Annotated in this window: 6 protein-coding genes and 1 riboswitch; of the genes, 1 reads left to right on the plus strand and 5 read right to left on the minus strand. The window is 47.2% G+C overall.

Translation table 11 applies throughout. The features are described 5' to 3' along the window. Positions 1–122 precede the first annotated feature (122 nt). Complete coding sequence (locus HGP28_RS17125) at positions 123–1418, minus strand: cation:proton antiporter (protein ID WP_168837711.1); 1296 nt, start codon at positions 1416–1418, stop codon at positions 123–125. A 161-nt stretch (positions 1419–1579) separates the two neighbouring features. Here HGP28_RS17125 and metH point away from each other — a divergent pair, with 161 nt between their 5' ends. Then, on the plus strand, positions 1580–5260 hold the full coding sequence (gene metH, locus HGP28_RS17130; protein WP_168837679.1) for a methionine synthase: 3681 nt from the start codon (positions 1580–1582) through the stop codon (positions 5258–5260). Between the two features lie 142 nt (positions 5261–5402). On the opposite strand, the gene HGP28_RS17135 is transcribed toward metH, so the two are convergent. The 4 genes from HGP28_RS17135 to uvrA all read right to left on the minus strand — a co-directional run bounded on the left by HGP28_RS17135 (position 5403) and on the right by uvrA (position 13287). Beyond that, a complete protein-coding gene (locus HGP28_RS17135; RefSeq protein WP_168837680.1) occupies positions 5403–6410 on the minus strand; it encodes a hypothetical protein in 1008 nt (335 codons plus the stop codon). Between the two features lie 302 nt (positions 6411–6712). Further along, the gene (lysC, locus tag HGP28_RS17140) at positions 6713–8065 is read right to left on the minus strand and encodes a lysine-sensitive aspartokinase 3 (RefSeq protein WP_168837681.1); all 1353 of its coding nucleotides are present in this window, start codon (positions 8063–8065) and stop codon (positions 6713–6715) included. Positions 8066–8174: 109 nt separating this feature from the next. Further along, positions 8175–8353, minus strand: a riboswitch (Lysine riboswitch). Positions 8354–8559: 206 nt separating this feature from the next. Then, positions 8560–10263 carry a PglL family O-oligosaccharyltransferase gene (locus HGP28_RS17145; RefSeq protein WP_168837682.1) on the minus strand — a complete coding sequence of 568 codons (1704 nt, stop codon included), beginning with the start codon at positions 10261–10263 and terminating at the stop codon, positions 8560–8562. A 201-nt stretch (positions 10264–10464) separates the two neighbouring features. Beyond that, positions 10465–13287, minus strand: coding sequence for an excinuclease ABC subunit UvrA (gene uvrA / locus HGP28_RS17150; protein WP_168837683.1), 2823 nt, complete (start codon positions 13285–13287; stop codon positions 10465–10467). Between the last annotated feature and the right edge of the window lie 66 nt (positions 13288–13353).

The following is a 13353-nucleotide window of genomic DNA, read 5'->3' on the forward strand; positions in this document are numbered from 1 at the left end:
GTAGTTCAGTTGGTTAGAATACCGGCCTGTCACGCCGGGGGTCGCGGGTTCGAGTCCCGTCCGCTCCGCCACTTATTAAGAAGCCCAAGTCGAAAGACTTGGGCTTCTGTTGTTTTAAAGCGCTATTCAGGAGACTCATCTTTATTTGATTCTTCAATAAATTTGGCTTTTTTGATCATTGGGGTAATGGTTGATCCTTGAACCAAAATTGAAAAAACCACCACAGCGTATGTCATCACCAGAATAATTTCACGCACATCAATGAGCTTATCTGGAAAGACCCAGACCCCTGCTGGAATAGAAAGTGCCATTGCCAGTGCAAGCCCTCCTCGTAAGCCACCCCAAGTCAGAATTCTGACTGACCATGGGTTGTAACATCGAAAGCGATAAAACCCCAGATAAGCAAGGGAAACGCTCATATAGCGGCCTAGTAGCACTAGTGGAATGGCCAGAGCCATCATTAGCCAATCTTCTTGGTGAAATTGGAACATAAGCATAGCCATGCCAATGAGTAAGAACAATAATCCGTTGAGGAACTCTTCAAGCAATCCCCAAAAGCGGTTTAAATTCATTTTACTTTCTTGTGTAAACCCGGTTTCGCGCGTCCAGTTACCGATAACGATGCCTGAGACAACCATAGCTAATGGACCTGAAACATGAAGCACGCTCGCCAGCGCATAGCCAGCAGTTGGAATACAAATGGTTAACAATAGCTCCATTGCAGGTTCTTGTGTTGAGCGGATAAGGTAGTGGGCAATAAGGCTAAGAAGGAAGCCATACACAATACCGCCCACCGCTTCTTGCAGAAAAAGCAGCGAAACGCCCTCAAAGGTGGGTTGTGAGGACCCAAATGCTAACGTATACAGAGTGACAAAAATGACCAAGCCAAACCCATCGTTAAATAATGACTCCCCCTCAATTTGAGTCGATATTTGGGTTGGCGCATGCATTTTTTTGACAATTGCGAGCACGGCGATGGGATCGGTTGGTGATATTAACGCACCAAACAAAAGGCAGTGGACTAAATTTAGTGGTATTTCAATCCATTGACAAATTGCATACAGCGCGCAGCCAATAAAAAAGGTCGAAAAAAGAGTAGCGCCTAATGCAAGAACTGCAATCTCCCACTTTTGCGCTTTTAAGTTATGGAGCGAAATTCCAAGCCCACCTGCAAACAGTAAAAATCCGAGTACGCCATCGAGTAAGAAGTCTTTGAAGTCGATACTGGCCATTGTCTGGCTCGCGAAATGCGTGAGAGGCACCCATTCGTTCTGGCCAATGATGATGATGAGTAAAGAAATAGCTAATGAAGTCGCGGTGATCGCTATGGTCGACTGAAAATGACCGAATTTGCTGTTAAATAACGCGATTAAAATCGCCGCGCAGGACATAAAACAGAGTGTGTAATAGACCGACATAGACCCGAGTAATTTGAGATGTACCATCGAAATTCTTGACCCATTCCATCTAATTGGCAAATTAGTGGTGAATAAAAAAACAAGTCAATGAATTTAGACGTCTAGACTCCTAATTTTTCTATGATAGGATGTAACGATTATCTAAGGAAAGAGGTGGTATCGTGAAAGCGGAAGTAAGACAGAGTCTCGAAAATCAGTTGCAGCAACGGATATTGCTCATTGATGGTGGTATGGGGACTATGATCCAAGGGTATCGCTTGGACGAAGCAGCGTATCGAGGTGAGCGATTTGTCAGTTGGCATTGCGATCTCAAAGGTAATAATGATCTTCTTGTGCTTACGCAGCCCCAACTGATCAAACAAATTCATAGCGACTACCTTGAAGCTGGCGCTGATATTCTCGAAACCAATACATTTAACGCCACGACGATCGCCATGGCTGATTATGACATGGCCTCAATTAGTGCTGAGATTAACTTTGAGGCGGCGCGCATTGCCCGTCAAGCTGCTGATGAGTGGAGTGTAAAAACACCTGAGAAGCCACGTTATGTGGCCGGTGTACTTGGTCCTACCAATCGAACGTGTTCAATTTCACCCGATGTGAATGATCCTGGATACCGAAACGTCTCTTTTGATCAGCTAGTCGAGGCGTATTCAGAATCGACCCGCGCGCTTATTGAAGGCGGTGTTGATCTTATTCTTATCGAAACAATTTTTGATACCCTCAACGCTAAAGCTTGTGCGTTTGCAGTTGAAACAGTGTTTGACCAGATGGGGGTTACTTTACCGGTCATGATTTCAGGCACAATTACTGACGCCTCTGGGCGCACGTTATCAGGGCAAACAACAGAAGCTTTCTACAATTCTTTGCGTCATGTCAGACCGATTTCATTTGGCCTGAACTGCGCTCTTGGCCCTGATGAGCTGCGCCCTTATGTTGCTGAGTTATCTCGCATTTCAGAAAGCTATATTTCAGTTCACCCCAACGCGGGGTTACCAAACGCCTTTGGTGAATACGATTTGTCACCAGAAGATATGGCTGAACACGTCAAAGAATGGGCAGAAAGCGGCTTTCTTAATTTAATTGGCGGTTGCTGCGGTACAACACCAGACCATATTGCAGCAATGGCACGAGCAGTCGATGGCCTTGCGCCACGACCACTTCCCGAGATTAATATCTCTTGCAGGCTCTCAGGTTTAGAGCCACTTACGATTGAAAAAGAGACGTTATTCATTAATGTTGGTGAGCGAACCAATGTAACAGGTTCGGCACGATTTAAACGCCTTATCAAAGAAGAGCTTTACGATGAAGCTTTGGAAGTGGCTCGTCAACAAGTTGAAAATGGCGCGCAGATCATTGATATCAACATGGATGAAGGCATGCTTGATGCCGAAGCCTCAATGGTTCGGTTTCTCAATTTGTGCGCCTCAGAACCTGAAATTGCCAAGGTCCCGATCATGGTCGACTCCTCAAAATGGGAGGTGATTGAGGCCGGGTTAAAGTGCATTCAAGGCAAGGGGATTGTTAACTCCATTTCACTGAAAGAAGGCAAAGCTAAATTTATCGAGCAGGCCAAACTGATTCGGCGCTATGGCGCGGCAGTGATCGTTATGGCATTTGATGAAGTAGGCCAAGCAGATACCCGCGAAAGAAAACTCGAAATCTGTACTAACGCATACCGTATTTTAGTCGATGAAGTGGGTTTTCCACCCGAAGATATCATCTTTGACCCCAATATTTTTGCCGTGGCAACCGGTATTGAAGAGCATAATAACTATGCGGTTGATTTCATCGAAGCGGTTGCTGACATTAAGCGAGATTTGCCTCATGCCATGATTTCAGGTGGCGTATCAAACGTTTCATTTTCTTTTCGCGGAAACAATTATGTCCGTGAAGCGATTCACGCAGTCTTTCTGTATCACTGTTTTAAAAATGGTATGGACATGGGAATCGTTAACGCAGGTCAGCTTGAGATCTACGATAACGTGCCCGATGAATTAAAAGAGGCGGTTGAAGATGTGGTACTCAATCGCCGTGATGATGCGACAGAACGTCTGCTTGAGTTGGCGGAAGGCTATCGAGAGAACGCTGTTGGCAAAGCAGAGGATCTTTCGGCTCTCGAATGGCGCACCTGGTCTGTTGAAAAACGTCTTGAACACGCGCTCGTTAAGGGAATTACGGAATTTATTGTTCAAGATACAGAAGAAGCTCGTCAGCTCGCCAGCAAGCCACTCGAGGTGATTGAAGGGCCACTCATGGATGGAATGAATGTGGTCGGCGACTTGTTTGGTGAAGGAAAAATGTTTTTGCCTCAGGTCGTTAAATCTGCGCGAGTGATGAAGCAGGCAGTGGCTCATTTAGAGCCATTTATTAATGCTGAGAAGCAAGCCGGATCCTCTAACGGTAAGATCTTATTGGCGACAGTGAAAGGTGATGTTCATGACATTGGTAAGAATATCGTTGGGGTGGTTTTGCAATGCAATAATTACGAGATAATTGATCTTGGGGTTATGGTCCCTTGTGAGCAGATACTGAAAGTGGCCAAAGAAGAACAAGTTGATATTATTGGTTTATCAGGACTTATCACGCCATCACTTGATGAAATGGTCCATGTAGCTAAAGAGATGGAGCGGCAAGGGTTTGATCTCCCACTGCTGATTGGCGGAGCAACGACTTCCAAGGCCCATACTGCGGTAAAAATTGAACAAAATTATTCTCATCCAGTGGTTTATGTAAATAATGCCTCACGTGCGGTTGGTGTGTGTGCTTCGCTGCTGTCACCGACATTAAAAGAGCCTTTTGTTGAAAAGTTGCAAGCCGATTATGAGGTTGTTCGTGAGCAGCATGCTCGTAAGCGACCAAGGACTAAACCTGTGACTCTCGACACTGCAAGAAAGAATAAAGCGGCGATTGATTGGCCAAATTACACCCCGCCAGTTCCACTGATGCCTGGCGTTCACCAATACGATGATGTCTCGGTCGCCACGCTGCGAAATTACATTGATTGGACGCCGTTTTTTATGACTTGGTCGTTAGTTGGCAAGTATCCAACCATTTTGCAGCATGAAGAGGTGGGAGAAGAAGCACAACGTTTATTTGCTGATGCGAATGATTGGCTCAATCGTATTGAAAAAGACTCGATGCTCAAAGTGAAAGGGATTTGTGGATTATTCCCTGCCGCGAGTGTCGGTGACGATATTGAAGTGTATCAAGATGAAACCCGCTCTGAAGTGGTAGAAGTCTTACACCATCTGCGGCAACAAACCGAAAAGCCCAAGGGTTATAATTATTGCTTGGCAGATTTTATTGCACCGAAAGATCATCAAAAAACCGATTGGATTGGCGCTTTTGCTGTCACAGGTGGCATCGGCGAACGCGAGCTTGCGGATGAATTTAAAGCCCAAGGTGATGACTATAATGCCATCATGATCCAAGCGGTAGCCGATCGTTTGGCAGAGGCGTTTGCGGAATATTTACATGAGCAAATCCGCACGCGGATCTGGGGTTACTCGCCAAATGAAAATCTGAGTAATGAGGATTTAGTACGAGAAAAATATCAAGGGATCCGCCCAGCTCCTGGTTACCCTGCGTGTCCTGAGCATACAGAAAAAGCCGCAATTTGGCGCTTGTTGAACGTTGAAGATGCGATTGGAATGTCCCTAACCAGCAGCTACGCGATGTGGCCCGGGGCCTCGGTTTCTGGGTGGTATTTCTCTCATCCAGAAGCGCGTTATTTTGCTGTTGCTCAGATTCAAGATGATCAGGTGCAAAGTTACGCTGACCGTAAAGGGTGGGATCGCCTCGAAGCTGAAAAATGGCTGGGTCCAAATATCAATGGCTAAGGGCGATACCCAGACCGCCCTGCAACTTCAAGTGGGATGGTTTTATCGTTGATGCTTATAGCAGCGCGGTCTTTACCGTGAATATTCACTGTTTGGACCGCGCTTTGCTCACTTTAGTACCACTGTCATGCGGGAGCTACTGTCACTTTGGAACGACAGTCACTTTAACGGCAGCATGATAAATGGGGATATTTGATCCCCATTTATCTTCAGTGTTGACACTTGTATCGTCACCCAAAGAGGGCTGATAGAGCGCTTCAATTGTCACAGCATTGCTGGGTCTAAGACCAATGATCTGATTTTTATCATCAATGTGAACCCGAGAAGGGCGAGCGTTACGCCATGTGACGCGATTAGACACATCAATAACTGTACCATCACTGTATTTGGCTTGAACGGATATTGGGTAGTTTGAACCTTGAGGCAAGGTCACTTGGTTTGGAGTGATGATCAAATCAATGAGCTGAGAGTCGACAATTCGCAAACGGATCTCAGTTTTAACATTCTGATAGTGAGCTTGAACATGCGCAGCAGAGGTGAGCTGCTTTGCGTTAACCACCCCTTTTGGTGACACATGCAGCATATTAGGGGTTGTGCTTCCCCAGCGTGCTTGTTCGGTAATGATACGTGATGTGTTGTCACTGTAGTAGCCAATCAATTTTAAGGCCTGTTTGCCACCAAGAGGTATGTCAGGTTTGTCGCTGAGGATCTCAAGTCGCATTAGTTTAGCTGGCTCAGCAAACACTGCCAAAGGTGGGCTGTATAAAGAACCCCACTGCGCGGTAATCGCAGAGGCCCCATAGGCTTTTTTTGCCGTGACTCTTCCTTGGCTATCAATGTTGATGATAGAGCCAAACCCGCTATGCCAGGTGATATTTTTCACTAGAGCATGGCGATTACCTGCGCTGTCATAGCCAATGAGAGCGAGTTGCCGCTGCGCGCCTTTTGTAAGTGCGAATGGAGCGAGTGAGCGATACTGGCTTAGACGATGTTTTGGTGCCGTCTCGGCTGAATTTGGTGTTCCATCTTTGATGTCATCGAAGTGAACAATCTCAATGTTGGTAATGTCATGATGAGGGTCATCACACCCCGTTGTTAATAATAAAACCAGAGTAAAGAAAGAGACAAAACCCCAGGTTTTTCGCTTCATTTGCCACTCCTTGGCAACCATACACGCTGGAGTTAAGTTTAGAAGTGGTTGAAAGACTTTGCCGTAAGGATGTGATGAAAAAAATAAAGCTTCTGAGAAGTATGAGTGCTCAGAAGCCTTACAGAGTGAGTCGCGCCAGGTTTTATGTTCTTTCCACTTGAAGCTGCAGGGCTTTTAAAAAATTAAGGGGCAGGCTCTCACAAACTTCATCACATAGATTTTCTATGTGATGAAGTGCTCAGAGGCCTTGTTCGTACGCCGCCTACCTGCCACTCCAAGTTATTTGGTTATATTTAAAAAAATTAGTTTTCAAATAGCTCTTTGTGCAACTTTTGAATGGATAAACGCGCGGCAGATTCGTTAACCAAAAAGCACAGGTTGTGGGCACTGGCGCCGTAACAGATCATTCGTAGATTCACATCTTCTAATGTGCCGAAGACTTGCTTGGCGTAGCCTTTACTTTGACTCATGTTGTTACCTATTAGTGCAACCAGACATAAGCCTTGCTCGACTTCCACACTGCACAGATCCTCAAGCTCTTCTCGCGCCGCTTGTGGTAACTGTGGCGCGCCGCCTGAGGTACCAGTGTGATCTAGGGTTAAAGATACGCTGATCTCGGAGGTGGTGATAAGATCCACCGAAACTTTATGCTTGGCAAGAATTTCAAAGACTTTGGCCAAAAAGCCATACGCGTGAAACATATTTGCGCTGCGCAGTGTCACCATCGTTTGATTGCAGCGCAGAGCGAGCGCGCGAAACAGTGGTGAGCTTTCGACTTGATGACGAATCCAAGTGCCGCCTTTTTCAGGTGCTTTGGATGAACCGACAAACACCGGAATATCATGGCGTAACGCCGGTAATAGGGTGGATGGATGCAAAATCTTAGCACCAAAATTAGCCATTTCAGACGCTTCGCTAAAGCTAATTTCAGGGATCGGTTGGGCTTTTTCGGCGATACGCGGATCGGTGGTGTAGATCCCTGGTACGTCGGTCCAAATTTCTAAACCTTCGGCACGTACCCCTTCAGCAATTAATGCTGCGCTATAATCACTGCCGCCACGACCCAATGTCGTGGTATTACCTTCGTCATCCGCACCAATAAACCCTTGGGTTATCACCACGTATTGTTGGCACAGTGGCGCAAGTAGGTTTTGGGCCAGTTGCGCAATCATTTCGACGTTTGGTTCCGCTTTACCGTAGTTATCGTCAGTACGCAGTACATCCCGAATGTCAAACCGAGTAGCCGAAATGCCACGCTCACACATCAACTGCGTTAAAATATGAGTCGACATCAACTCACCACAGGCAACAAGGTGATCGGTAAGTTTCGCGCTAGGCTGGATGGATGCCGCTTCAGCAAGATTAGCGACGGTATCTAGAATGGATTGTACCTCTGCGCGCGTTGCATCAGGGCTATTGAGTTGGGTGAGTATGGCTTCGTGAATGGCGTGAATGTTCTCAAGCAGTTCAACTCGGCGCGATGCCTCACTCACACCATTAGCCAGTTCCACTAATAGATTGGTAACGCCAGAGCAAGCACTGCTTACCACAAGGCGAGTGCTTGGGTTATTTTCAATAATAGCAGCACAGCGACTCATCGACTCAAAGTCGGCCACACTGGTGCCCCCAAATTTTGCAACGTTAAATGCGCTCACGGCATTTCTCCCACAGATTTCCTAAAAATGACCAACGTTGGTACGCCAACATCCAATGTTTGAGCGAGAGAGGAATTGAGTAATAGAGCGAGGTGCTTTGATTGGGCAAAACCTCAGAAGCTCTTCACCAGTAATGAACTGATGACAGTTGATGGGAGTCAACCCAAGTCAACCGACAGACAAAGCCGACAACTTTTGTCTATCTCGGCACTGCTCCCCCTGAATAGTTGGTTTTGGATTTGCGGATCCACCAAATATCTGCCTGGGCAATGCTCCTCTTCTGCATGCAGCTTATGGTTCGAATATGAAATTCACCAACGCGATATATATGGCTTTGGGTATCAAGCCTTGCTTTAGTGAATAGCTGACCAATAAGTGCGCTTTCATTGAACGGTTTTTCCGCAGAATTGTCAATTGGTAATTTTTCACTAACGCCTTAGTAACGAATTAGTGAGTCTCGCCATAAGAGAGTATCGGTGCGTTAACATATTACTCTATGGCTGAAACACATGACTGGGGTATAAAAAACGCGCCTCATAAGCAACTTGTTCCGCCTTTTCAGGTTCAGCCAGTGCTTGATAAGCCAAAATCATATTTTGGTATAGTTCTGGACTCGGATGACGCACAATTTCACCTTTTGCCCATGTGAGGTAATCAGTGAGTTGAATGCTGTCAGCTTGTTCTAGCGCCATGTCAAATTGCGGTTCATGTTGCCAGCGTGAAAACGAGCCTTGCCACCACGGCGTAGTAACGAGAGACGGCGTATTTTTAACCTCTTGCGATGAGTTTTGTTGCCAGTGATAGAGAGCTTGTTGTCCATACAAGCGTGATCCCAAGCCAAACGCGATGACGGCCGACACGACAACCAAGGCCCTCTGATAGTCGCGAGATTGTTTTTCGGAAAGGCGTCGCACACGAAAGCGTGCGACGCGCTGATCAGCCCAATAAATCAAAATGATGAGCACAATCCAGTGAATCGCAGACGCAAAAAAGAGCGGCGCAATTTGGCAGCCAATCACCAGGGGTAAAAAAAGAGCCAATGTGGCGCTGCGTGAGCCAACTTTAGCGCTGGCAATTCGGCTCAACACGAGAAGAGTCGCGAGCAACATGCCCGCCAGTGCGGCGAGGCCACCTTCAATCGCCCAATAGAGCACTTCATTGAGTGGTTGCGACAGCGAATCGACAGCGTGAGGATAATTCGAATTCAGCGCGTGCTGGCGCGCGGTATAAAGCAAATAAGCTAAGTCAAATTGTCCATAACCATAGCCGCTAATAGGACGCTCGACTAGCATATCGAGGCTCTGTTTGAGTACCGTATTACGCTCCAGTGAGTCATCCCAAGTTGGCAATTCAAGTCCATTTTGCTTGGGCAGCGTGGCATCAATGAGTGGAATGGAAATAGCAAGCCCAAATAACAAAGAGATTGACCAGCCGAGAAGACGTTTTCTAGTGCTAAAACGGCGCAAGTTGGGCAATAACAAAGCACTGCAAAAGATTGCGGTGAACCAAGCCACTGGTAGACCACTGACGGCAATCATTGGAATGGTAATGAACGGGGTTAAGTAGAGTAGTGAGATATCGCTCAGATGACTCTGATATTTATGAGGCTGTCTGGCGAGTAAATAGCCTGACAGCGCAAATCCGGTCAGCAAAAAACTGGTAAACAGCTCCGGCTGACCAAATACGCCGACTGGGGGAAAATAATTGGTACCGCTTTGTTCAAGAGTGATGTATTGAAAATAACCATAGCCGGCTTGAATTAAACTGGCTAACACCACCAACCAGAGCAGGCGCTGTTTGTGCTTGTTACTTAGACGAAATTGCTGCAATAAAAAGAAAAATCCCCAGCCGGCCCAGAGTCCGGCAATACGCGATATGGCTTCAACGGGGCGTGATTCAGTGTAAAGCAGTGGCAAGGTTAAGAGTGCGCAGCATAGTGCCAAACCCAATGTCAATTTGTTGTATCTTATCTCTTTTGTTGCAGCAACATGCCATCCGCCAATCGCAATACTGAGGCTGAGTAAGATCCAAGTGATGCTATTGTAAGGCGCGTTCAAGCCGACTACACCAAAACTTGGCACGCTTAAGTGCATCGCGCAGACAAACAGCAGTGCCATCAGAGCAAGAAATTGGCGGTGTTTCGGCAGTTTTGGTTTCGAGGGGGCTAATTGTGTGCCGCTAAGATGGATCGTTGCCATGAAGAAAGCACTCGTTAATATGGAAATGTTTTTATCTTACTTGAAGTTGTACCAATGCCGAAAAAGAATTAGGTACAGAAATAGACTGCATTTGCATTAACGCGCTGCAATCAAAAGAGTAATACCAAAACAACTTGAAGTTGGAAGGGCATTCATCCCTCACTGCGTCTCAATGTGAGGGATGAATACTAAGGCCTTTGATTATTTGAGCATCGGCTTTAGGAATCGCGCGGTATGGGAGCGAGCCACTTGCGCCACTTCTTCAGGCGTCCCTTCGGCAATAATTTCGCCCCCGCCTTGGCCGCCTTCGGGCCCAAGATCGACAATCCAGTCTGCGGTTTTGATCACATCCAGATTATGCTCAATCACCACCACAGTATTCCCATGATCGCGCAATCGGTGCAATACCGTGAGCAGTTGTTGTATATCATGGAAGTGCAACCCTGTTGTTGGCTCGTCAAGAATGTACAGCGTTTTTCCCGTGTCTCGTTTGGACAGCTCGCGCGCCAATTTCACTCGCTGCGCTTCGCCGCCAGAAAGGGTGGTCGCCGCTTGTCCTAAGCGAATGTACGACAGACCAACATCAATCAGCGTCTGCAATTTACGCGCAATTGCAGGTACAGGATCAAAATAGGCGCGAGCGTCCTCAACGGTCATCTCTAGTACTTCGTCGATGGTTTTACCTTTATAACGAATTTCCAGTGTTTCACGGTTGTAGCGTTTACCTTGGCATACGTCACACGGTACATAGACATCCGGCAAAAAATGCATTTCGACTTTAATGACGCCATCACCTTGGCACGCTTCACAGCGTCCTCCTCGTACGTTGAAGCTGAAGCGACCCGGTTTGTAGCCTCGTGCTCGCGCTTCTTGTGTGCCGCTAAACAGCTCACGGATCGGAGTAAAGATCCCGGTATAGGTAGCAGGATTTGAGCGTGGGGTTCGCCCAATTGGACTTTGGTCAATGTCGATGACCTTATCAAAGTACTCCAGCCCTTTGATCTCCTTGTAAGGCGCCGGATGCGCTGTCGTGGCACCATTGAGTTGCGTGTGAGCAATTTTAAAGAAGGTGTCGTTGATTAGCGTCGACTTGCCTGAGCCAGACACGCCAGTAATACAGCTAAATAAACCCACAGGAAGGGTGAGAGTGACATTTTTTAAATTATTGCCTGTTGCGCCAATGAGTTCGACCAGTTTGCTCTCATCACGAGGTGTGCGCACCGGCGGCACTTCAATCGCTTTTGCGCCACTGAGATACTGACCTGTGAGTGATTCTGGCGTCGCGATAATCTCTGCCATCGTACCTTGCGCGACGACAGAGCCACCATGGACGCCTGCGCCAGGGCCGATATCAATCACATGGTCGGCGATACGAATCGCATCTTCATCATGCTCGACAACCAAGACAGTATTGCCTAGATCGCGCAAGTGGGTGAGGGTATTGAGTAAGCGCTCGTTATCGCGCTGGTGGAGTCCAATAGAGGGCTCATCAAGCACATACATCACGCCGACAAGACCAGCACCAATTTGACTTGCCAAACGAATGCGTTGCGCTTCTCCGCCCGACAAAGTCTCTGCACTGCGCGATAAATTAAGATAATTCAGCCCGACATTGACCAAAAACTGCAGTCGGTCGTTTATCTCTTTCATCACTTTTTCGGCGATTTGAGCTCGCTGGCCTTCCAATTGCAGCGTGTGAAAGAAATGCAGGGCGTCAGCAATGCTCAGCTCGACAATTTCAGGCAATGTCGTGTCATTAATGAAGACATTACGAGCTTCCAATCTTAGGCGCGTGCCATGACATGTTTCGCAAGGCTTGGTTGAGATGTACTTAGCGAGATCTTCCCGCACGGAATTGGAATCTGTGTCGCGATAGCGCCGTTCGAGAGTGTTGAGGATCCCTTCAAAAGGATGACGTTTGACGCGAATATCACCACGATCATTGACGTAATTAAATTCAATCTCAGAGCGGCCCGAGCCCGTTAAAATGATATCGCGGATCCGCTTGCTCAAGCGATTAAATGGCACCTTAAGATCGAAATCGTAGTGTTGCGCCAGTGACGTCAACATCTGGTAGTAATAGTAGTTTTTCTGATCCCAACCGCGTATCGCGCCTTGAGCTAAGCTCAAATTGTCATCGACAATTACTCGCTCAGGATCGAAATATTGTTGCACGCCTAAGCCATCACAGGTAGGGCAAGCACCGGCCGGGTTATTGAACGAGAACAGCCGCGGTTCAAGTTCTTGCATGCTGTAGCCACAAAATGGGCAAGCAAAGTTGGCTGAAAAGACAATTTCTTCCCCTTCGCCCTCCATTGGTGCCACCACAGCAATGCCGCCAGAAAGCGTCAATGCGGTTTCAAACGATTCGGCTAAGCGTTGTTGTAGATCGCTGCGCACCTTAAAGCGGTCAACCACCACTTCAATGGTGTGTTTCTTGTGCAGTTCAAGCGGCGGTGGATCGGTTAAATCACACGCTTCACCATCAATGCGCGCTCGAATAAACCCTTGCGCTGCTAAGTTTTCCAATGTCTTAACGTGCTCGCCTTTACGTTCTTTAACGATGGGAGCGAGCAACATCATTTTGCTGCCTTCCGGCAGAGTCAGCACTTTATCGACCATTTGACTAACGGTTTGCGCCGCGAGTGGCACCTTATGCGTGGGACAGCGTGGCTCACCAACACGGGCATAAAGCAGGCGCAAATAATCGTACACCTCGGTAATGGTCCCAACCGTTGAACGCGGGTTATGAGAGGTTGATTTTTGCTCGATAGAAATCGCCGGTGAGAGCCCTTCAATATGGTCAACATCGGGCTTTTCCATTAACGAAAGAAATTGACGCGCATAGGCAGACAAGGATTCAACGTAACGACGTTGACCTTCGGCATATAGAGTGTCAAACGCGAGCGAAGATTTTCCTGAGCCAGATAACCCGGTGATCACAATCAGTTTGTCGCGCGGAATGGTTAAATTGATGTTCTTCAGGTTGTGGGTACGCGCCCCCCGAATGTCGATATTATCCATGTATGTGCTCTTTGAAAGTGGATGCGACTCAAGCAAAAAGATGCAAGAACAGTGTGGCAAGTATTA

The organism is Vibrio agarilyticus (genome assembly GCF_012641465.1).
GTDB classification, from domain to species: Bacteria; Pseudomonadota; Gammaproteobacteria; order Enterobacterales; family Vibrionaceae; genus Vibrio; species Vibrio agarilyticus.

What these genes read in the sequence shown, in the direction of transcription:
- uvrA (WP_168837683.1), bottom strand. Translation starts at nt 13,287, where the DNA reads ATGGATAATATCGACATTCGGGGGGCGCGTACCCACAACCTGAAGAAC.
- HGP28_RS17145 (WP_168837682.1), bottom strand. Translation starts at nt 10,263, where the DNA reads ATGGCAACGATCCATCTTAGCGGCACACAATTAGCCCCCTCGAAACCA.
- HGP28_RS17125 (WP_168837711.1), bottom strand. Translation starts at nt 1,418, where the DNA reads ATGTCGGTCTATTACACACTCTGTTTTATGTCCTGCGCGGCGATTTTA.
- HGP28_RS17135 (WP_168837680.1), bottom strand. Translation starts at nt 6,410, where the DNA reads ATGAAGCGAAAAACCTGGGGTTTTGTCTCTTTCTTTACTCTGGTTTTA.